The following is a 20,775-nucleotide window of genomic DNA, read 5'->3' as shown; positions in this document are numbered from 1 at the left end:
TCAGACGTTCGTCTCGCGGGTGTCGTCCACTTGGCGTGTATGTTCCGGGGCCGAGAGCCATGGAAGGGACCAATCCGGTGAACAAGAAGCTCGCGGCCGCACTGTCCGGCGGTGCGGTACTGGTACTGGCGCTGTCGGGATGTGGTGGAGACGACAGCAGCGACAAGCTGAACTCCTGGGCGAAGCAGGTCTGTGACGAGGTGCAGCCGCAGGCGAAGAAGATCGAGGCCGCCAACACCTCGATCCAGAAGCAGACCTCGGACAACAGCACGCCGGCGGACGTTCAGAGGACGGACTCCCAAGCCTTCCAGGACATGTCCGACGCCTACAAGGCGATCGGCGCCGCCGTGAACAAGGCCGGGGCGCCGGAGGTCGAGGACGGCGAGAAGAAGAAGGCGGACGCCGTCAAGGAGCTCAACGGCATCTCCACGTCGTACGCCGACCTCAAGAAGCAGGTCGACGCGCTCGACACCAAGGACCAGGGGAAGTTCGCGGACGGACTCAAGGACATCGCCACCGAGCTGGACAAGCTGGGCCAGAGCGGCAACGTCGCCCTGAACAAGCTGCAGGAGGGCGAGGTGGGCCAGGCGATGGCCAAGCAGGAGAGCTGCAAGTCCGCCTCCGGCTCGCCGTCGGCGACCAACGGCTGACCCCAGGAGACAACGGCCGGCCCCAGGAGACCGATCGTTCGTCAACCGAACGATGGCCCGGTACGCGCGCGTGCCGGGCCATCGGCATGTTGTCCACAGGGACCGCGTCCCGTCGGCGGGAGCGGCGACAATGGAGGCGTGAGTAACACCAGCCTGGCACCGCTGCCCTCGACCGACCGCTCCGACGTCACCGCGCGGCTGCGGGACGCCCTCCTGAGCGCCTCCTTCAGCGCCGACGGCCTGCTCGATCTCCTGGGCGCCTCCGCGTACGCGGCGCTGGCCCGGAGCGAGACCGTGCCCGCGCTCCGGGCGACCCGGGGCGACACGCCGCTGGAGACGCTCGTACGGCTGTTCCTGTTGCAGCAGCCCGTGCCGCACGCGCGCGTGGTGGACGTACTGCCGGTTCAGGACTGCCTGGAGGGCAGCTGGCTGACCAGGACCGGCGGCGACGAGGTCGCAGCGACGGTCGATGTCCGGCCGTTCGGCGGACCCGGCGGCGAGGACTGGTTCATCGTCTCGGACCGGGGGTGCGCGGTCGGTGGAGCCGGAGGCATCGGCAACCGTGACGAACGGGTCGTACTGGGAGTGGGCGGCGCGTCCACAACCCTGGCGGGCATCACGGTGCGTACGCCCGTCGCGTCTGCCCTTGACCTCGGCAGCGGCTCCGGAATCCAGGCGCTGCACGCCGCACAGCACGCCACGCGGGTGACCGCGACCGACGTCAACCCGCGCGCGCTGCATATCACCGCGCTCACGCTCGCCCTGTCCGGCGCTCCGAGGGCCGATCTGCGCGAGGGCTCGCTCTTCGAACCCGTCGGCGAGGAGACGTACGACCTGATCGTCTCCAATCCGCCCTTCGTCATCTCTCCCGGCGCCCGGCTCACCTACCGGGACGGCGGGATGGGCGGGGACGATCTGTGCCGGGCGCTCGTTCAAGGGGCGGGTGCTCACCTCAACGAAGGGGGGTATGCGCAGTTCCTTGCCAACTGGCAGCACGTGGAGGGGGAGGACTGGCAGGACCGGCTGCGGTCCTGGGTGCCGCGCGACTGTGACGCGTGGGTCGTGCAGCGCGAGGTGCAGGACGTCATGCAGTACGCCGAATTGTGGCTGCGGGACGCCGGCGATCATCATGCGGATCCGGTGGAGTACCAGACGCGGTACGACGCATGGCTCGACGAGTTCGAGACGCGGAAGGTCAGGGCCGTGGGCTTCGGGTGGATCACCCTGCGCAAGTCGGGGGCCGCGCAGCCCTCGGTCGTCGTGGAGGAGTGGCCGCATCCCGTCGAACAGCCGCTCGGCGAGACGGTGCTCGCGCACTTCGACCGCGTGGACTATCTGCGTGCGCACGACGACGCGGCGCTGCTCGCCGGGCACTTCAAGCTCGCGGGCGAGATCGTGCAGGAGCAGGTCGGGCTGCCCGGCGCCGAGGATCCCGAGCATGTCGTACTGCGCCAGAACCGCGGGATGCGGCGGGCCACGAGGGTGGACACGGTGGGCGCGGGTTTCGCGGGTGTGTGCGACGGCACACTCAGTGCGGGGCGAATTCTGGACGCCATTGCCCAACTGGTCGGCGAGGACCCGGTGTTGCTCCGGGACCGTACGCCCGCGCAGATCCGGCTGCTGATCGAGCAGGGGTTCCTCGAGCCCGCCGGGTGAGCGGAAGCCCCGCGAACGCCGAGCCGTCAGGGATGGCGCGAAATCGCCGCGGCCACACATTCGATCCGAGCCGGCACGGCGGTGGGCGCACGGTGTGCGCGGGGAGCCGCACGGGTCTGTCCGCCGTGCGTTCACCGTGGGTTCGTGTGCTCGCTTCCCGGAGGTGTCAGCCTCCCCTCCTTGGGCACCCAAGGGCGAAGGGAACGAACCATGGAGAACGGACCGGCGGTCTTCGCGGGATCGGTGTTCGCCCTGTTCGGAGCCGGATTGCTGGTGTGGACCGTGGCCCGGCTGCGGCACCGCGAACCCGTCGCCGACGGGATGAGCCCGGCCGCGTCCGCGGTGGTCGCGAGCTTCGCCGGGACGGCCGCGCTGCTCCTCGCCGTGTGGTGCTTCACACGCATCTGAGGAGGCGCACGTTCCGGCGCGACGCCCGGTGCGGCTCCCGTCCCTGAAGCGATGCCCTCCGGGGAACCGGAGTTGCCGCCTCCGAAAGGCCGGAGGCAAGATCTCCGGCCGTCACGATCCCGCCGTTTCGGTAACTGAGAAGTCACCCTCCGGATAGGGCCGAAACAGCAGGTCCACACTCCGGGCGGCAGGAATGCCGGGAGTCGGGTTACCGTTCGAGTGGCCGTTGCGGGCTTTTCCCGTTTGACACGGGGGCGGGATGTACCGTCACACTCCGCAGCGTCAGCACGACACGACCCCCGGGACCAACGCCGGGGCGAGACCCCCTGCGTCGACCGGAGAGAAGAGCGAAGTTGTCCCCGACCAGCGAGACCGCACACGGCGGCCGCCGACTCGTCATCGTCGAGTCGCCTGCCAAGGCGAAGACGATCAAGGGCTACCTCGGCCCTGGCTACGTCGTCGAAGCGAGCGTCGGGCACATCCGCGACCTCCCCAACGGCGCCGCGGAGGTGCCCGAGAAGTACACCGGCGAGGTGCGCCGCCTCGGCGTGGACGTCGAACACGACTTCCAGCCCATCTATGTCGTCAACGCCGACAAGAGGGCCCAGGTCAAGAAGCTCAAGGACCTGCTGCGCGACTCCGACGAGCTCTTCCTCGCCACCGATGAGGACCGCGAGGGCGAGGCCATCGCCTGGCACCTCCAGGAGGTGCTCAAGCCCAAGGTCCCGGTCAAGCGGATGGTCTTCCACGAGATCACCAAGGCCGCGATCCAGGCCGCCGTCGCCAACCCGCGCGAGCTCAACCAGAAGCTCGTCGACGCCCAGGAGACCCGCCGTATCCTCGACCGCCTCTACGGCTACGAGGTCTCGCCGGTCCTCTGGAAGAAGGTCATGCCGCGCCTGTCGGCGGGCCGTGTCCAGTCCGTGGCGACCCGCCTGGTCGTCGAGCGGGAGCGCGAGCGCATCGCGTTCCGCTCCGCCGAGTACTGGGACCTGACGGGCACCTTCGGCACCGGCCGCGCCGGCGACCGGAGCGACCCGTCCTCCCTGGTCGCGCGGCTCACGACGGTCGACGGCAGGCGCGTCGCCCAGGGCCGCGACTTCGACTCGCTCGGGCAGCTGAAGAGCGCGAACACGCTCCACCTGGACGAGGCGAACGCCCGCGCGCTCGCCGCCGCCCTGGAGAACACGAACTTCTCCGTACGGTCCGTCGAGTCGAAACCGTATCGTCGCTCCCCGTACGCACCGTTCCGTACGACGACGATGCAGCAGGAGGCCTCGCGCAAGCTCGGCTTCGGTGCGAAGGCCACGATGCAGGTGGCGCAGAAGCTGTACGAGAACGGCTTCATCACCTACATGCGTACGGACTCCACGACCCTCTCGGACACCGCGGTCGCCGCGGCCCGCGCCCAGGTCACGCAGCTGTACGGCGCCGACTACCTGCCGCCGCAGCCGCGCACGTACGCCGGGAAGGTCAAGAACGCGCAGGAGGCGCACGAGGCGATCCGCCCCTCCGGGGACCGTTTCCGTACGCCCGCCGAGACCGGACTGACCGGCGACCAGTTCAGGCTCTACGAGCTGATCTGGAAGCGGACTGTCGCCTCCCAGATGAAGGACGCGACCGGGAACTCCGTCACGGTGAAGATCGGTGGCCGCGCCGCGGACGGCCGGGACGCCGAGTTCAGCGCCTCCGGCAAGACCATCACCTTCCACGGCTTCCTGAAGGCGTACGTCGAGGGCGCGGACGACCCGAACGCCGAGCTGGACGACCGCGAGCGCCGGCTCCCGCAGGTCAACGAGGGCGACGCGCTGTCCGCCGAGGAGATCTCGGTCGACGGCCACGCGACGAAGCCCCCGGCCCGCTACACCGAGGCCAGCCTGGTCAAGGAGCTCGAAGAGCGCGAGATCGGCCGCCCGTCGACGTACGCGTCGATCATCGGGACCATCCTCGACCGCGGCTATGTCTTCAAGAAGGGCACGGCGCTCGTGCCCTCCTTCCTGTCCTTCGCCGTGGTCAACCTCCTGGAGAAGCACTTCGGGCGGCTCGTCGACTACAGCTTCACCGCGAAGATGGAGGACGACCTCGACCGCATCGCGCGGGGCGAGGCGCGCTCCGTGCCGTGGCTGAAGCGCTTCTACTTCGGCGAGGGCGCCGATGGCGTTCCCGGTGCCGCGGACGCCGGGAACGGCGACGGGGACCACCTGGGCGGCCTCAAGGAGCTCGTCACCGACCTGGGCGCGATCGACGCCCGCGAGGTGTCGTCCTTCCCGGTCGGCGACGGCATCGTGCTGCGCGTCGGGCGCTACGGCCCGTACATCGAGCGCGGCGAGAAGGACTCCGAGAACCACCAGCGCGCGGATGTGCCGGAGGATCTCGCCCCGGACGAGCTGAGCGTCGAGTACGCGGAGGAACTGCTCGCCAAGCCGAGCGGCGACTTCGAGCTGGGGGCCGACCCGGTCACGGGTCACCAGATCATCGCCAGGGACGGCCGCTACGGGCCGTATGTCACCGAGGTGCTCCCTGAAGGCACCCCGAAGACCGGCAAGAACGCCGTCAAGCCGCGTACGGCCTCGCTCTTCAAGTCGATGTCCCTGGACACGGTGACCCTCGAGGACGCGCTCAAGCTGATGTCGCTGCCGCGCGTCGTCGGCAAGGACGCCGAGGGCGTGGAGATCACCGCGCAGAACGGGCGCTACGGGCCGTATCTGAAGAAGGGCACGGACTCGCGTTCGCTGCAGTCCGAGGACCAGCTCTTCACGATCACGCTGGAAGAGGCCCTCGCGATCTACGCCCAGCCCAAGCAGCGCGGGCGCGCCGCCGCCAAGCCGCCGCTCAAGGAGCTGGGCACGGACCCGGTCAGCGAGAAGCCGGTCGTCGTCAAGGACGGGCGTTTCGGTCCGTACGTCACCGACGGCGAGACCAACGCGACCCTGCGGTCTGGCGACAGCGTCGAGGAGATCACTCCGGAGCGGGGTTACGAACTGCTCGCGGAGAAGCGCGCGAAGGCACCCGCCAAGAAGACGGCGAAGAAGGCCGCCGTCAAGAAAACGGCCACCAAGAAGGCACCTGCCAAGAAAACGGCAGCCAAGAAGACGACGACTTCGAAGACGGCTGCCAAGAAGGCTCCGGCCAAGAAGGCAGCCACCAAGAAGGCGGCGGCTTCGGAGGGTTGAGCTTGAGCGTCCCGGGGCTGCGCTTCAGCTTCTTGGAGCTGTGCCAGCGCCCTGCGGAGGCCTCGCGTCCGCATGTGGTGGGCGCCCTTTCGGGGTTGTCGGTGCCTCCCGATAGGCTGAACGCATGACGCGAGCGGAGCAGCCAACGGCCCACACCCCGGCCCCCGACGACGCCCTGGTCGCAGATTCACGCGAGCGCGCCGTGAGGGCGCTGCTTCGTGTACCGCAATTGAAGCGGCTGTGGAGCGCTCAGCTCGTGGGCAGCGTCGGCGATGCTCTCGCGCTGCTCGTCCTGGTCGTGCTCGCACTCCAGGCGGCGGTTGCGGCGGGGTCCTTCGGGGGCAACTACCGCGGGGTGGCCTTCGCGGTATCGGCCGTCTTCGGGGCGCGGATACTCGCGACGCTGCTCTTCGGAGCCGTACTCCTCGGACCGCTCACCTCCCTGACCTCCCAGGAGGGGCCGCTCGACCGCCGCTGGACCATGGTCGGCGCGGACGGTGTACGGGCCGTACTGCTGATCATCGCGCCCCTGTGGATCGACTGGACGCCCGACGACGCGCTGGCCGTGATCCTGGTGACCGCGTTCGTCACCGGGGTCGCCGAGCGCTTCTGGACGGTGTGCAGGGAGAGCGCGGCGCCCGCCCTGCTGCCCGCGCCGCCCCTGGAGGGCGCGGCGGTTCGGCCGCTGCCGGACCACACGGAGACGCTGCGGCGCCTGTCGCTGCGTACGGGATTCGTGGCAGTGCCCCTGGCGGCCGCCGCTCTCGTCGTGGCCGGGCTCCTCAACAACCTGCTGGGCGCCGGACTGGCCTGGTTCGACCAGCACCAGGCGGCGCTCGCGTCGTACGTCGCGGCGGGCCTGTTCGCCGCGTCCCTGTCGGTGCTGACCGTCCTCGAACTGCCCGACGCACGCACCCCCCGCGCGCGGTCGCCGCTCGAGGGCCTGCGCCGCCCCAAGTCGGGCACCGGCGTCGACAAGGGGCGTACGGACTCGCTTCCGCTGCTGGTCCTGGCCTGCGCGGCCGTCGCCGGGGCGATCGCCGCCGCGGTCGCCGTCTCCGTGCTGCACGCCACGGACCTGCGCGGCGGGCCGGTGACGTACGGGCTGCTGGTGGCGGGCCTGACGGGCGGCGTCGTCGTAGGCATCCGTACGGCTCCGAAGGTGCTGCCGCCGCTGTCGCGGCGCCGGCTGCTCTCGCTGGCCATCGCGTTCACGGGCCTCGCGCTGCTCGCCGCCGGCATCGTGCCGGACGTCGCCACGGTGATCCTGATCACGGCGTTCGCAGGCATCGGCGCGGGCATCGCCGCGAACACCGGGCACACGCTGCTCGACCAGGAGGCCGAGGACCACCGGCGGGCGCGTACGACGGAGCATCTGCACGCGGTCGTACGGGTCTACGTCGCCCTGGGTGCCCTGGTGGCCCCCGTGCTGGCGGCGGCGATCGGGCCGCACCGGCTGGAGAACGGCAAGTTCGTGTTCGCCCACGGCGGCGCGGCCTTCACACTGATGCTGGTCGGCGCGCTGCTGCTGCCGGTCGCGGCGCTGGTGCTGGCGAAGGTCGACGACCGGTCCGGCGTACCGCTGCGGCACGACCTGCGGGACGCGCTGCGGGGCGGGGACGATCCCGCGCAGGCACCGGCTTCGAACGGGTTCTTCATCGCCCTGGAGGGCGGTGACGGGGCCGGGAAGTCGACGCAGGCCGAGGCGCTCGCGGAGTGGATCCGCTCCAAGGGACACGAGGTCGTGCTGACGCGCGAGCCGGGGGCCACGCCCGTGGGAAAGCGGCTGCGGTCGATCCTGCTGGACGTGTCCTCGGCCGGGCTGTCGAACCGTGCGGAGGCGCTGCTGTACGCCGCCGACCGCGCCGAGCACGTGGACACCGTGGTGCGGCCCGCGCTGGAGCGGGGCGCGGTGGTCATCTCGGACCGCTACACCGACTCGTCCGTGGCGTACCAGGGGGCCGGTCGCGATCTGTCCCCGACCGAGATCGCGCGGATCTCGCGATGGGCGACCAATGGGCTGGTGCCTCATCTGACCGTGCTGCTCGATGTGTCGCCTCAGACCGCGAGGGAGCGGTTCACGGAGGCGCCGGACCGGCTGGAGTCGGAGCCCGCCGAGTTCCACGCGCGCGTGCGGGCCGGTTTCCTGACGCTCGCCGCCGCCGACCCCACGCGCTACCTGGTGGTCGACGGTGGGCAGGAGTCCGAGGCCGTCACGACGGTGATACGGCACCGTCTCGACGTGATGCTGCCGCTCTCCGAGGCCGAGGTGAAGGCCCAGGAGGAGGCCCGTAAGGCGGCCGAGGAAGAGGCGCGGCGACGTGCCGAGGAAGAGGCCGCCCGCAAGGCCGAGGAGGAGCGCCTCGAGCGCGAGCGGCAGGAGCAGCTCGCCCGGCTGCGCGCGGAGGAAGAGGAACGCAAGCGGCGCGAGCTGGAGGAGGCCCAGCGGCGCGAGCTGGAGCGGCAGGCCGAGGTGGCCCGGCAGCAGGCCGAAGAGGCGCGTCGGCGGGCCGAGGAGGAGCGGGCCCGACGGCTCGCGGAGGAGCAGGCCCGCGCGGCCGAGCAGGAGCGCCTGCGCAAGCAGGCCGAAGAGGAGGCGCGGCTCCGGGCGGAGGCTGAGGCGCGGCGCCTGGAGAAGCAGCGGAAGGCCGAGGAGGCGTTGCTCCGGGCGGAGGAGGCCCGCAGGGGGGCGGCTGCGGCGGCTGAGGCTGCTGCCGCGACGGAGGGTTCGGGTTCCGGTACCCCGGCGACCACCCCCGACAACGAGGTCACGGTGCCGACGCCCACGCCCGTCGTGCCGCCGACGAACGCGTCTGGCGGGCCGGTGGACGACGAGACCAAGGTGCTGCGTCCCGTGCCGCCCGGCGACGCTCCCGAAGCCGGGCCCGATGCGGAGGAGACGGCTGTGCTGCCGCAGCCTCCGGCGCCGCAGGGGGCCGCCGACGAGACGGCGGTGTTGCCTCCGGTGGGGGCGGACGCGGACGAGACGGCCGTCCTTCCTCCCGTACGGGAGGACCAGGCCGTACGGGAGGACCGTGGCGGCGAGCAGCGGGGCGGTGACGCGGCGGGTCGGGTTCCCCCGGGGTACTTCCGGGACGAGCGGCCGGCACCCGACGGCTCCGACGCCCGCACCCGCGAGCTGCCCCAGGTCGAGGCCGAGGGCGGCCCGCGTCGACGCAACCGCTCTGACTGGGCGGAGGAGACCCCGCTGGACGATCTTCCGACGCTGGCGGACGAATTGCTGGGCCCGCGTGAGGACGATGACCTGGACGAGAGGCGTGGGCGGGGGCGGCGAGGGCGCTGACGGCTTGGGCTGGGGACGCTGACGGCTTGGTCGCGGGCGCTGACGCGAAGGCGTGAGGGGCGATAGGGCGTGAAGCCCCGTTGTCAGTGCCCTCCCGCACAATGGGACGCGGCAAGGCAGATGTGCGACGGAGGGGCGGCAACCCATGCCCGTATGGGACGACCTGGTGGGCCAGGAGAAGGTGAGCGAGCAGCTCGAGGCCGCCGCCCGGGATGCTGACGCCCTGGTCACGGCGGTGGCCGCCGACATCCCGCTGCCCGAGGCGTCGAGGATGACGCACGCCTGGCTGTTCACGGGGCCGCCGGGCTCGGGCCGCTCCACGGCGGCGCGGGCTTTCGCGGCGGCCCTCCAGTGCGTGAGCCCCGACCGTGCCCTCGGCGGAGTCCCCGGCTGCGGTTTCTGCGACGGCTGCCACACGAGCCTGATCGGTACGCACGCCGATGTGGAGATCGTCCGCACCGACCTCCTCTCGATCGGCGTCAAGGAGACCCGTGACTTGGTTCGCCGCGCCCAGATGTCCCCGGCCGTCGGCCGCTGGCAGGTCATCGTCCTGGAGGACGCCGACCGCCTGACGGAGGGCGCGGGCAACGTTCTGCTGAAGGCCGTCGAGGAGCCCGCCCCCCGCACGGTGTGGCTCCTGTGCGCGCCCTCCATCGAGGACGTCCTGCCGACCATCCGCTCCCGCTGCCGCCACCTCACGCTCCGGACGCCTCCTGTGGCGGCGGTCGCCGACATCCTCGTACGCCGCGACGGCATCGAACCGGAGGTCGCGGCCGTCGCCGCCCGTGCCACCCAGGGCCACGTCGGCCGCGCCCGCCGCCTGGCCACGGACCCGAGCGCCCGCGAGCGCCGCGCCGCCGTCCTCAAGCTCCCGCTCCGTGTCGACGACATCGGCGGCTGCCTGAAGGCGGCCCAGGAGCTGATCGACGCGGCCTCCGAGGACGCCAAGCAGATGGCTGAGGAGACCGACGCCAAGGAGACCGACGAGCTGAAGGCGGCGCTCGGCGCATCCCAGGGCGGGCGCATGCCGCGCGGCACGGCGGGCGTGATGAAGGAACTGGAGGACAAGCAGAAGCGCCGCAGAACACGTACGCAGCGCGACAGCCTGGACCTCGCCCTGATCGACCTCACGGCCTTCTACCGCGACGTCCTCGCCCTCCAGTTCGGCACCAGCCTCGCTCTCGCCAACACGGAGATGCAGGACACGCTGGAGCGCCTCGCACGCGGCACGACCCCCGAGACCACCCTGCGCCGCATAGAAGCGATCGCCGCCTGCCGCGAGGCCCTCGACCGCAATGTGGCGCCGCTGCTGGCGGTGGAGGCGATGACGATGGCGTTGCGGGCGGGGTGAGGGTTACGGGGGCAGTGGGCTCAGGGGGTTGTCATGCGATGCGGTTCAGGGGTGGCTTGCAGCTGCGGCGATGCGGCGATGCGGTGATGAGGCGGGTTGACTGGGTCACTCGTACGAGGCGCGACGACGACCTTCGGTGGTCAATCCATTGCACAGGGTTACGCTCGCTTGATGCATATCAGGCGCCAGTTCGGGCGAATCCGGATCAGATCAATGCGTTCCCGCCATCCTCGCCACCATTCTCACTATTCCAGTGGGTTCCTCCGCGTGTGCGGCACTCTCCTCGCCCTCGCCGGACTGCTCATCTCCGCCTGCTCCATGGGGAGTTCGACGACCTCCACGGGCCGGGCAGGGGCCTCGGCACTGGCCGCGCTGCCCAAGGCCACGGCGGCGCTCGCTCCGTACTACGGCCAGAAGCTGAACTGGCGTGGCTGCGGCGCCCCCGGCTTCCAGTGCGCCACACTCAAGGCCCCCCTCGACTACGCCAAGCCGGCCTCCGGCGACATCAGGCTGGCCGTCGCCCGCAAGAAGGCCACGGGCCCGGGCAAGCGACTCGGTTCGCTGCTGGTCAACCCGGGAGGCCCGGGCGGCTCGGCGGTCGGTTACCTCCAGTCGTACGCGGCTGTCGGCTACCCGAAGGAGATCCGCGCCCGCTACGACATGGTCGCCGTCGACCCGCGCGGCGTCGCCCGCAGCGAGCCGGTCGAATGCCTCACCGGCCGGCAGATGGACGAGTACACGCAGACGGACCTGACCCCCGACAACCGACGCGAGAAAGGCCAACTGGTCGACGCCGTCAAGGAGTTCGCGGAGGGTTGCGGGAGGCGCTCGGCCAAACTGCTGCGGCATGTGTCCACGGTCGAGGCAGCCCGCGACATGGACGTTCTGCGGGCAGTGCTGGGCGACGAGAAGCTGACGTACGTCGGTGCCTCGTACGGGACGTTCCTGGGGGCGACGTACGCGGGTCTGTACCCGGACCGGGTGGGGCGGCTGGTCCTGGACGGCGCGATGGATCCGTCGCTGCCCGCGCGCCGGATGAACGAGGACCAGACGGCCGGCTTCGAGACGGCCTTCCGGGCCTTCGCGAAGGACTGCGTACGCAGGTCCGACTGCCCGCTCGGTGGCGCGCACGCCACCTCTGACCAGGTCGGCAAGAACCTGAAGGCCTTCTTCCGGCAGCTCGACGCCACGCCCGTCGAGGCAGGCGACGCGGACGGCCGCAAGCTCGGGGAGTCGCTGGCGACGATGGGCGTCATCGCGGCGATGTACGACGAGACGGCCTGGCCACGACTGCGGGAGGCCCTGACCACGGCCATGAAGAACAAGGACGGCGCGGGCCTGCTCGCCCTCGCCGACACCTACTACGAGCGCGGCGCCGACGGCCGGTACGCGAACCTGATGTTCGCGAACGCGGCAGTCAACTGCCTGGACCTCCCGGCCGCCTTCTCCTCCCCCGAAGCGCTCGAAGAAGCCCTCCCCTCCTTCGAGAAGGCCTCCCCGGTCTTCGGCGAGACCCTGGCCTGGGCCTCCCTGAACTGCACGTACTGGCCCGTCCACCCGACCGGCGAACCCCACCGCATCGAGGCGAGGGGCGCCGCCCCCATCGTGGTGGTCGGCACCATCCGCGACCCCGCGACCCCCTACGCCTGGTCCCAGTCCCTCGCCGCCCAGCTCTCCTCCGCCACCCTCCTCACCTACGACGGCGACGGCCACACGGCATACGGCCGCGGCAGCGCCTGCATCGACTCCACGGTCAACCGCTACCTCCTCGCAGGCACCCCTCCGACCAAGGGAAAGCGCTGCTCAGCCACCTGATCGCGAGGCCCACCGGGGGTGCCCCCAGGGCACGTACGGAGCACCCCCGGAAACTGTGTAGACTTACCGACGTTGCCGATCGCACCATAGTGCGGGCAGCCCGCCGCCTTAGCTCAGATGGCCAGAGCAACGCACTCGTAATGCGTAGGTCTCGGGTTCGAATCCCGAAGGCGGCTCTTCTTGAGACCAGGTCAGATGCCCTCTGACCTGGTCTTTTGTGCCGTGGCTCCTGGTGGTTGGTCGGCTTGTGGGGTGGTCGTCGCACGAGGGGAGCGCAAGGGGAGCGCATCGGGATTGGTGATCCAGGCCTGTGACCTAACCTTTTGTAGCGAACGGCGGTTCCGCTGCTGAAGTCTTGTGGCCGTCGGTGTGTCGGTGCCGGGATGGGGGGACAGGAATGCGGCCCAAGGCTCGGCCGGATTACGGCCGGGCCTTCGGTGTCCCCGGGTTTCCGTAGCCCTCGGGGTCTTCCTTGCAGTCAGTCGAGCTGTGTCAGCTTCGCGCTGCCTCCTGGTGCTGCCGCGTCCGCCGGCGGCGCTGATCTGCACCAAGTCCGGCCACCGGCCCCGACTGATCTACCGCATCCACCTCGACCGTGGACCGGCCAAGGGCCGCCGCAAGGGCTTCACCGAGACCGATTACGCCCGCCTGATGGACGCAGCCCCGTCCCCGCCTCATCGACGGCCTCGCCGCATCCTGCGCACCCGGCAGGAGCGGGAGGCCCGCTCCTTTCATCGCATCAGCGGACCTGTGCTGCACAAAGTGATGGGTCGTCGCCGTCGTCGGGCTCAGGGGAGGGCTCCGCGAGCCCATGGAGGGCGTGGCCCAGGAGGTCGATGGCCTGGCGCTGGAGGCGGAGCCGGACGTGGACGTACACCGTTGCCGTGACGCCGATGTGGGCGTGTCCCGGCAGCTTCTTGATGACGACGAGTTCGACGCCCTGTTCCAAGAGGAGCGTCGCGGTCGAGTGCCTCAGGTCGTGAAACCAGATCTATCGGAGCACGGCCTGCCGAAGCAGGGCGTTGAAGTGCCGCGTGAGGGTGCCGGGTTCGATTGAGGGCCGTCGGGTCGCGTGAGCTGGGGCGACTGGCGGCCCGGGCCTGAGTACTTCCGTCGCCCGCCACGGCGGCACCCGGGGACACGTGCGCTCTACGGGCAGGTTGGGCCCAACCAAGCCCGCCGACGTCGAACGCCGAGCTAAGTCGTTGCGAGGGCCGCGGTGGGGGTCAGGCGGGCGGCGCGGACGGACGGGTAGACACCGGCGAGCATGCCGATCAGGATCGCGCCGCCGAGCCCGGCGGCCACCGAGGTGAGGGGGATGACCGGCGGCCAGCCTTGATGGGTGGCATAGCCGACGGTGGCCAGGGCGCCGAGTATGGTGCCGGTCAGGCCGCCGAGCCCCGACAGGACGACGGATTCGGTGAGGAACTGGCTGCGTATCTGGCCCCGGTTGGCGCCCAGAGCGCGGCGCAGCCCGATCTCCCGGCGGCGCTCCAGGACAGAGATGACCATGGTGTTGGCCACTCCGATGCCACCCACGAGGAGGGCGACCCCGGCGAGTCCGAGGAAGAGCGCGGAGAAGGTGCTCTCGGTGGCCCGTTTGGCGGCCAGCGCGTCCGACGGGCGGCTGACCTGGACCAGGCCGGGCAGTTCGGGGTTGATGGTCGCGGGCAGCACGTCGCGTACGGCCTCGATCTGCGATTCCGCGGCCTTGATGTAGATCACGGTCGGGTGGCCGTCGAACTTCAGCACATCGCGCGCGGCATCCCAGCCGACCAGGACCGAGCGGTCGATCTCCGGTGACAGCGGGGTCCTCTCAAGGATGCCGATGACAGTGAACCAGCGGCGGTTGATGTAGATCTGCGGGGCGGGCTGCTCGGCGGTGATCTTCGGGATACCGAGGAGAGAGGCGGCGCCCGAGCCGAGGACGGCCGTGGGGAACTTGTCCGTGTTCGCGCTGAGGAATCGGCCGGAGCCCACCTTCGCGTTGGTCGCCTCAAGCAGGTTGACCTTGCCGGCCAGGACGGTCAGGCCCGAGTAGTCGCTGGCGCTGGTGCGGTCGTTGCGGAAGACCTCGGCATGGGTGTTGGCGACCGCACTGGCCACCGTGACCGGCCCGATCCGGCCGGCCATGTCCACCGACTCCGGCGGCAGCAGCACCGGGGGTTCCTGGCGGGCGGGCACGGCTTGGAGCATGTTGGTGCCCAGCGCGGAGAGCCTGTTCATCAGGGCTTTCTGACTGGACGCCGGGATCCCGGTGACGACGATCAGGGTGGCGATGCCGATCGAGATGCCGAGGGCGGACAGGGCCGCCCGCACCTTGCGGGTACGGATGCCCAGCAGTCCCAGGCTCAGGATGTCCAGCGGCGCCAGCCGCACCGGCCTGCTGTCGGCGACCCCGTCGGCGGGATGGCCCGCGGCGGGCCGCGTCGATGTGATGGTCATGACCAGCTTTCCGTACGGGCGGGGGCGTCGGTGCGGGTGTCGGAGAGGAGGCGGCCGTCGCGGACCTCCACCCGGCGGGGCAACTGGCCTGCGATGTCCCGGTCGTGGGTGATGACCGCGATGGTGGTCCCCTCGCGGTTCAACGTGGTCAGCAGATCCAGTACGGCTATGCCGTTGGCGGTGTCCAGTGCGCCCGTGGGCTCGTCCGCGAGCACCAGGACGGGCTGGTTGACGAGCGCGCGGGCGATGGCCACCCGCTGCCGCTCACCGCCGGAGAGCTGGTGCGGCAGATGCCGGGCACGGCGTGCCAGCCCCACCCGCTCCAGCGCTTGCAGGGCCAGCGCGCGGCGCTTGCCGCGCGGCACTCCGGCGTACAGCAGACCGGTGGCTACGTTCTCGGCGGCGGTCAGCCCGTCGGTGAGGTGGAACTGCTGGAACACGAAGCCGAGTTGACGGCCCCGCAACGCCGACAGCCTGCGGTCGGAGAGTTCCGCGACGTCCTGGCCACCGATCTCCACCGTGCCGCTCGTCGGCCGGTCCAGCGTGCCCATGATGTTCAGCAGGGTCGACTTGCCGGACCCGGACGGGCCGATGATGCCGAGCAGTTCGCCTTGCTCGACGGCGAGCGAGACATCGTCGAGCGCCGTGACCCCGCCGGGGTACACCATGCTCGCGCCGCGCACCGCCAGGACCGGGCGTGAACTCATGTGGTCGTCACCACCTTGGTCCCGGCTTCGATGCCACTGCCGCTGATCTCCACCACGCCCTTGGAGAACATGCCGGTCTTCACCGCCACCAGCCGGCCGCCCGGCAACTGGACCGCGTAGCCGCCCTCGCGCAGCGCCAGCAGAGCGCCGACGGGCACGGAGAGCACACCCTTGCGGGTCTCCGAGGTGAACCGCACCTGTACCGGGGCGGAGTCCAGCCTGCGGACCGCCGCGGTGTCGCGCAGTGCGATGCCGACGGTCAACTGGGGTTGACCGGGGCCGCTGCCGCCCTCCGAGTCGTCTCTCTGGACGGTGGCGCCGATGGCGCTGATGGTGCCCTGGGTCGTGGAGTCGTCGGGCAGGCTCACCGCCACCGAGTCGCCCCGCTTCATCGAGCCCGCCTCGCCCGCTTCCACCGCGACGGTCACCGACTTGACGGTGGAAGTGACCGTCATCAGCGCGGTCCCGTCAGCGGCGTCGGCGAGCTGGGCCTGCACGCCCTCGACCCGCACGGCACCGGACAGCACCGAGAGGTCGCCGACGCCCAGAACGCCGGTGGGGGGCATGCCGGCACTCGTCTGCCACCGCTTGATCGCGGCGACGAGGCTGCTGGTCAGTACCCCGTCGCCGCGCTTGACCTGGACGGGCGCCGGGGTGGAGGGGGCGGAACCGGATAGAGCACTCGGTCTGGTGGTCCCGGTGGCATCTGGCGGGCCACTCTCCGTGGCCGAGCCCGCCGTACCCTGCCCCGCGCCCTCGGGCGTCTGCCCCGCGCCCCCGGCCGTCTGTCCCGTGCCCGGCTCACCGGGCGTGACCGGTTCCTGGGCGATCCACGTGCCCACCGTGGGCTGTGCGCCGATGTCGTAGCCGAGTTCCCTGAGGTTGTCGGCCACCACCTTCACGTCCGGGCCGGTGGTGCCCCTGGCCTGCAGCGTCCGGTACAGCGGCGTGCTGCCGTAGAAGACCGGCACCGGAACGTTGTCCACCCGGTACAGCGGCTCGCCCCGCCGCACCGTGGCTCCCGTCGCCGGAAGCCAGGTGATCAGGCCCGCCTTGCCGCCCTTCACCGTTGTCGCCCGGCCGTAGCCGAGGGTCCCGTCCAGTGTCTGGTCATTGGACAGGTCGGTTCTGGTCACGACGGCCGTCGCGACTCGCGCGTCGCTGCCGGCCTTGGTGTCCGGCTTCCCGTCGCGGCCCTGCCACGCCGTCACGGTCAGTGCGCCCGCCATGACGACCGCCAGTGCCACCGCCCCGATGACCACCCGCCGGCGGCGTGGCGGACGGGCGGCTCGACCGCTGTCATTCGTCTCCACCGAACGCCTTCACCTGGCAGTCGACCAGGGTTTTGGGGTAGTCGGGAACGTTCATGCTGGCTCCGTCTTCCAGGCCCCAGCCTTCCGCCGTGACGACGCTCTTGATGCCGTGCTCGTTCATGCACTTCACCATGGTGCGTACGTCGTCGCTGTAGTCCGGGTTCTTGGCCGGGTCCATCTCCGGCGGATCGAGCGGCTCCTTCCCCTTACAGGCCTTCACGCCGGGGGAGTCGGGGCTGGGCTCATCCTTCTTCGACGCCCCGTTCTCATCCAGACAGGCGGCCCATGCCTCGTACATGCGATTGATCTCTTCCTGGGTGCTGTCCAGCCGGATCTGCGGGCGGCCCGCGTCGGGATCGCTCGTCGACTCTCCCGAACCACCGCCCGCCGCCGGGCTGGTGATCGAGGCGACATCGCCCTGACCGCCCTCGTCCGTACTGCCTCCGCCGCCCGCGTCACCACCCCCGCACGCGGTGATGAGGACCAGCGCGGTCGCGCCTAGGGAAGTGAACCCCGCAGCCCGGAGGGTACGACTGCGCCCCGGCCGCGCGAGATGGGAGGGCACCCGGCTGCGGGCGCGAGGCCCCGGCTCGGGGCCGTGATGGTCCGGCCCCGCTCGATCGGTGAGTTTCGCCATGGCGCAGACCATGGCCCGACCATATGAGGATCCTGTCAGGGCACAGTCAGAGATCCGTCTGGCCTCATCTCGCCGCAACTAATCTGACTCCCATGAGCGCACGTGTCCTCGTGGCCGAGGACGACACCAAACAGGCCGAGGTGATCCGCCGCTATCTGGAGGGTGAGGGCCACACCGCCCTGGTCGTCCATGACGGGCGCGCGGCGCTCGACGAGGTGCGCCGCCACCGGCCCGACCTGCTGGTCCTCGATGTGATGATGCCCGTCGTCGATGGTCTGGACGTGTGCCGCATCCTGCGGAGCGAAAGCGAGCTGCCGGTGCTGATGCTGACCGCCCGCAGCACCGAGGAGGACCTTCTGCTCGGCCTGGACCTCGGCGCCGACGACTACCTGACCAAGCCCTACAGCCCCCGCGAGCTGATGGCCCGTATCCGCACCCTGCTGCGGCGGACCCGGGCATCCGCCGCAGCGCCGGACGACCCGGTGCTGCGGGTCGGTGCCCTCGCCGTCGACCCCGTCCGCCGCGTCGTCGACATCGAGGGCCGGCGAGTGACCTGTACACCGGGTGAGTTCGACGTCCTCGCCACGATGGCCGCCGAACCGGAACGGGTCTTCACCCGGCGCCAGTTACTGGCCCGGACGCGGGGGGACGACCGTTACATCACCGAACGCACCATCGACGTACACGTGCTGAATCTCCGCAAGAAGATCGAACCCGTTCCCCGGCAGCCGGTCTATCTGCAGACCGTGTTCGGAGTCGGCTACCGCCTCACCGACGGCAGCCGTGGATGCTGAGACGGAGGCCCGGGCCGCAGCAAGGACCGAGGCCGAGGGCAGGGGCTGGGGCTGGGGCAGAGGCGGCAGGAGGAGCAGGAGGAGCAGGAGGAGCAGGGGCAGGCTGCCGCTGCGCCGGAGCCTGCTGGTCCGGCTGCTGGCGGCGTCGATCACGATCGCCGTGTGCTCGGTCGCGGCCACCGCATGGCTGGCCGCGCGCACCGTCACGAACGCCTTCCAGGACGAGCAGGGACAAGTCCTCGCCGACGACGCCCAGATCTACGACACGCTCATCGGCTACGCCGCCGGCCACACCGACTGGTCCGCGGTGAAGCCGACCCTGAGCCGGCTGGCAGAGCAGACCAGGCGCCATATCACCCTGACCACCCAGGACCGCCGGCCCATCGCTGGTTCCGGCTCCACCACCGCCCTCCCCACCAGAGCCTCGGCGCTCGTCGACCCTCTGCGAGCCGACCCGGCGCTGCTGCCCGGTGTCAAGACGGACGGTATCGACCCACGAGTGGTCGGCCCGTACCGGCTGCCAGAAGCCGAGCGCAAGGAACTACATGGCCGTGCGGAGATGCTGCAGTCCTGTCTGCGCGGCGTCGGCCACACCGCCGGAGTCACTGAAGCACCGGGCGGCAGGCCCTCCATCATCGTCCCCGGCGACAACGGAGTCCAACAGAAAGTCAGCGCGGTATGCGCCCTGTACACACTCGACACCCCCACTCCCACCGAGCAACGGGCGCTCGACCAGCTCAACGCCTTGGTCGGCGAGTGCGTGAAACGCCAGAACCTGAGCCCCGTGACGGTCGGTCTCAGCTTCGCCTCCACCGGGAACGGCGACGAGGCCGTGCAACAGTGCATTGACACCGCCCGCCGCGAGCAACTCGCCCCGTATGTCGCTCCGCCCGCGCTGTTGTTCGTCACCACCCCGGCCGGATCGGTCGGCCCCGGCTTCGATCTCTCCCCGGCCAACACGGTGCGGGTCGCCGGCGTCGCCGCCCTCGTGCTCGTCCTCACCGTGGCCGTCACCGTCGCAGTGGGCACCCGGCTGGTCAGACCCCTGCGGGCACTGACCGACGCCGCCCGCAGCCCGACCCAGCAGCACCTGCGAGTACCGGTGACCACCAACGACGAGATCGGTCACCTGGCCGCTGCCTTCAACGACCTGTCAGAGCGCCGCGAGCGCATGGAGGGCCAGCGCAAGGCCATGGTCAGCGACGTCGCCCATGAACTGCGCACCCCGCTCAGCACGATCCGCAGCTGGCTCGAAGCAGCCCAGGACGGCTACGCCGCCTCCGACGACGCATTCGTCGCCTCCCTGCTGGAGGAGGCCCTGCTGCTCCAGCACATCGTCGACGACCTCCAGTACCTGGCACAGGCCGACGCGGGCCAGCTCCGGCTGCACCCCGAACCCCTGCGTCTGCGGGAACTCCTCGACCATGTGGCCGCCGCCCACCGCGGCCGGGCCGACACCGCCGACGTCACACTCACCACCCACACCGAGGACGCCCCCACCCTCTTCGCGGACCCCGTGCGCCTGCGCCAGACCGTCGGCAACCTGTTGTCCAACGCCATCCGGCACACCCCTCCCGGTGGCAACGTCACCCTGCGCTGCCGCCGCACCAGCGACCAGGTCGTGATCGAAGTCGCCGACACCGGCACCGGTATCGCCGCCGACGACCTGCCCCGCGTCTTCGACCGCTTCTGGCGCGCCGACAAGTCCCGCAGCCGCCAGACCGGCGGCAGCGGCCTGGGCCTGGCCATAGTCCGCCAACTCACCGAGGCCCACGGCGGCACGGTCTCGGTGACCAGCACCCCGAACAAGGAAACGGTCTTCACACTCAGCCTGCCACTCTGAAGGGACGGACGCCTTTGCGCCTGTCGGGGTGGTCTCGCAGTCCGGGGCGAGCGTGCCGCTCACGCGGCGTCCACCGGGTCGTCACCGCTGACCTGCTCAAGCCGCTCGACATCGATGTACCCGAGCCCGCCCGTATCGAAGAGCCGACGGCCGCGACACCCGAGACGCAAAAGGGCCTTCTCTCGTCGGCCTGCTGTTGCTGCTGCGCATGCCGCTGTGCACGTCGGCGTGAGGGATGTGAGCGAAGAGCCTGCGAGTGATGATGACCATCTCGTATGTGCGATCTCGACAAGCCGTGCCACCATGGTGTCCCCTCCCAGCCATGCAGGCCGATTGAGCGCGTTGCTATCGGGCGGGGAGCGCAAGGGGAGCGCGGACGCCTGTGGACGGTGCAACACGGCATGCGAGCAGCGGGACCGTGTCCCGGGCTCTGATCTGCAAAAACAGGATCTGATGCGACCACGTGCCACACCCCGTCACGATCTCTGACGCCCTCGTAATGCGTAGGTCTCGGGTTCGAATCCCGAAGGCGGCTCAAGAAAGCCCAGGTCAGAACCTTGAAGGCCCTCCATGAAGATCATGGAGGGCCTTTTCTTTGCCCGGATGGGAACATCCTGGGAACGATGGTTCTCTGATAAGTCCCCTATGTCCAGTCTTGATCGTCGGAGGTAGGTCTTGG

13 protein-coding genes, 1 tRNA gene and 2 pseudogenes are annotated in these 20,775 nt (G+C 70.5%); 11 read left to right on the top strand and 5 right to left on the bottom strand.

Going from position 1 to position 20,775, the window contains the following annotated elements:
- Positions 1-59 precede the first annotated feature (59 nt).
- The 9 genes and pseudogenes from ACYVO6_RS07425 to ACYVO6_RS07385 form a co-directional block, all read left to right on the top strand.
- Positions 60-650 (top strand): small secreted protein, encoded by a 591-nt coding sequence (locus ACYVO6_RS07425; protein ID WP_461058520.1) that lies wholly within the window; start codon positions 60-62, stop codon positions 648-650.
- Between the two features lie 138 nt (positions 651-788).
- A complete protein-coding gene (locus tag ACYVO6_RS07420; RefSeq protein WP_461058518.1) occupies positions 789-2,306 on the top strand; it encodes a DUF7059 domain-containing protein in 1,518 nt (505 codons plus the stop codon).
- Positions 2,307-2,516: 210 nt separating this feature from the next.
- Positions 2,517-2,714 (top strand): hypothetical protein, encoded by a 198-nt coding sequence (locus ACYVO6_RS07415; protein ID WP_461058516.1) that lies wholly within the window; start codon positions 2,517-2,519, stop codon positions 2,712-2,714.
- A gap of 353 nt (positions 2,715-3,067) precedes the next feature.
- The gene (topA, locus tag ACYVO6_RS07410) at positions 3,068-5,887 is read left to right on the top strand and encodes a type I DNA topoisomerase (RefSeq protein ID WP_461058514.1); all 2,820 of its coding nucleotides are present in this window, start codon (positions 3,068-3,070) and stop codon (positions 5,885-5,887) included.
- A gap of 124 nt (positions 5,888-6,011) precedes the next feature.
- Positions 6,012-9,191: a dTMP kinase gene (tmk, locus tag ACYVO6_RS07405; RefSeq protein WP_461058512.1), complete on the top strand. Its 3,180-nt coding sequence runs from the start codon at positions 6,012-6,014 to the stop codon at positions 9,189-9,191.
- A 145-nt stretch (positions 9,192-9,336) separates the two neighbouring features.
- A complete protein-coding gene (locus ACYVO6_RS07400; RefSeq protein ID WP_461058510.1) occupies positions 9,337-10,542 on the top strand; it encodes a DNA polymerase III subunit delta' in 1,206 nt (401 codons plus the stop codon).
- Positions 10,543-10,755: 213 nt separating this feature from the next.
- A complete protein-coding gene (locus ACYVO6_RS07395) occupies positions 10,756-12,357 on the top strand; it encodes an alpha/beta hydrolase (protein ID WP_461059318.1) in 1,602 nt (533 codons plus the stop codon).
- A 102-nt stretch (positions 12,358-12,459) separates the two neighbouring features.
- Positions 12,460-12,533: transfer RNA gene (locus tag ACYVO6_RS07390), tRNA-Thr, on the top strand.
- Positions 12,534-12,888: 355 nt separating this feature from the next.
- Positions 12,889-13,020: pseudogene (locus ACYVO6_RS07385) on the top strand (IS630 family transposase); the annotation flags it as partial.
- A 76-nt stretch (positions 13,021-13,096) separates the two neighbouring features.
- On the opposite strand, the pseudogene ACYVO6_RS07380 reads toward ACYVO6_RS07385, so the two are convergent.
- The 5 genes and pseudogenes from ACYVO6_RS07380 to ACYVO6_RS07360 form a co-directional block, all read right to left on the bottom strand.
- Positions 13,097-13,414, bottom strand: a pseudogene (locus tag ACYVO6_RS07380) (tyrosine-type recombinase/integrase); the annotation flags it as partial.
- Between the two features lie 140 nt (positions 13,415-13,554).
- Entirely contained in the window at positions 13,555-14,802 is a 1,248-nt protein-coding gene (locus tag ACYVO6_RS07375) for an ABC transporter permease (RefSeq protein WP_461058508.1), read from the bottom strand.
- The gene (locus tag ACYVO6_RS07370) at positions 14,799-15,509 is read right to left on the bottom strand and encodes an ABC transporter ATP-binding protein (RefSeq protein ID WP_461058506.1); all 711 of its coding nucleotides are present in this window, start codon (positions 15,507-15,509) and stop codon (positions 14,799-14,801) included. The genes ACYVO6_RS07375 and ACYVO6_RS07370 overlap by 4 nt, the downstream gene beginning before the upstream one ends.
- Positions 15,506-16,822, bottom strand: coding sequence for a hypothetical protein (locus ACYVO6_RS07365; RefSeq protein ID WP_461058504.1), 1,317 nt, complete (start codon positions 16,820-16,822; stop codon positions 15,506-15,508). Before ACYVO6_RS07365 ends, ACYVO6_RS07370 begins: the two co-directional genes overlap by 4 nt.
- The gene (locus ACYVO6_RS07360) at positions 16,809-17,459 is read right to left on the bottom strand and encodes a hypothetical protein (protein WP_461058502.1); all 651 of its coding nucleotides are present in this window, start codon (positions 17,457-17,459) and stop codon (positions 16,809-16,811) included. The genes ACYVO6_RS07365 and ACYVO6_RS07360 overlap by 14 nt, the downstream gene beginning before the upstream one ends.
- A 92-nt stretch (positions 17,460-17,551) precedes the next feature.
- Between ACYVO6_RS07360 and ACYVO6_RS07355 the strand changes: the two genes are divergently transcribed.
- Both ACYVO6_RS07355 and ACYVO6_RS07350 read left to right on the top strand, forming a co-directional pair.
- A complete protein-coding gene (locus ACYVO6_RS07355; protein WP_461058500.1) occupies positions 17,552-18,253 on the top strand; it encodes a response regulator transcription factor in 702 nt (233 codons plus the stop codon).
- Positions 18,243-20,096: a sensor histidine kinase gene (locus ACYVO6_RS07350; protein ID WP_461058499.1), complete on the top strand. Its 1,854-nt coding sequence runs from the start codon at positions 18,243-18,245 to the stop codon at positions 20,094-20,096. The genes ACYVO6_RS07355 and ACYVO6_RS07350 overlap by 11 nt, the downstream gene beginning before the upstream one ends.
- Positions 20,097-20,775 lie beyond the last annotated feature (679 nt).

This window comes from Streptomyces pseudoechinosporeus (genome assembly GCF_054783935.1).
The sequence above is the reverse complement of the archived record's forward strand: the minus strand, read 5'-3'. Positions and strand labels throughout refer to the sequence as shown.

What these genes read in the sequence shown, in the direction of transcription:
- ACYVO6_RS07395 (WP_461059318.1), top strand. Translation starts at nt 10,756, where the DNA reads ATGCGTTCCCGCCATCCTCGCCACCATTCTCACTATTCCAGTGGGTTC.
- ACYVO6_RS07425 (WP_461058520.1), top strand. Translation starts at nt 60, where the DNA reads ATGGAAGGGACCAATCCGGTGAACAAGAAGCTCGCGGCCGCACTGTCC.
- tmk (WP_461058512.1), top strand. Translation starts at nt 6,012, where the DNA reads ATGACGCGAGCGGAGCAGCCAACGGCCCACACCCCGGCCCCCGACGAC.
- ACYVO6_RS07375 (WP_461058508.1), bottom strand. Translation starts at nt 14,802, where the DNA reads ATGACCATCACATCGACGCGGCCCGCCGCGGGCCATCCCGCCGACGGG.
- ACYVO6_RS07370 (WP_461058506.1), bottom strand. Translation starts at nt 15,509, where the DNA reads ATGAGTTCACGCCCGGTCCTGGCGGTGCGCGGCGCGAGCATGGTGTAC.
- ACYVO6_RS07355 (WP_461058500.1), top strand. Translation starts at nt 17,552, where the DNA reads ATGAGCGCACGTGTCCTCGTGGCCGAGGACGACACCAAACAGGCCGAG.
- ACYVO6_RS07415 (WP_461058516.1), top strand. Translation starts at nt 2,517, where the DNA reads ATGGAGAACGGACCGGCGGTCTTCGCGGGATCGGTGTTCGCCCTGTTC.
- ACYVO6_RS07400 (WP_461058510.1), top strand. Translation starts at nt 9,337, where the DNA reads ATGCCCGTATGGGACGACCTGGTGGGCCAGGAGAAGGTGAGCGAGCAG.
- ACYVO6_RS07360 (WP_461058502.1), bottom strand. Translation starts at nt 17,459, where the DNA reads ATGGCGAAACTCACCGATCGAGCGGGGCCGGACCATCACGGCCCCGAG.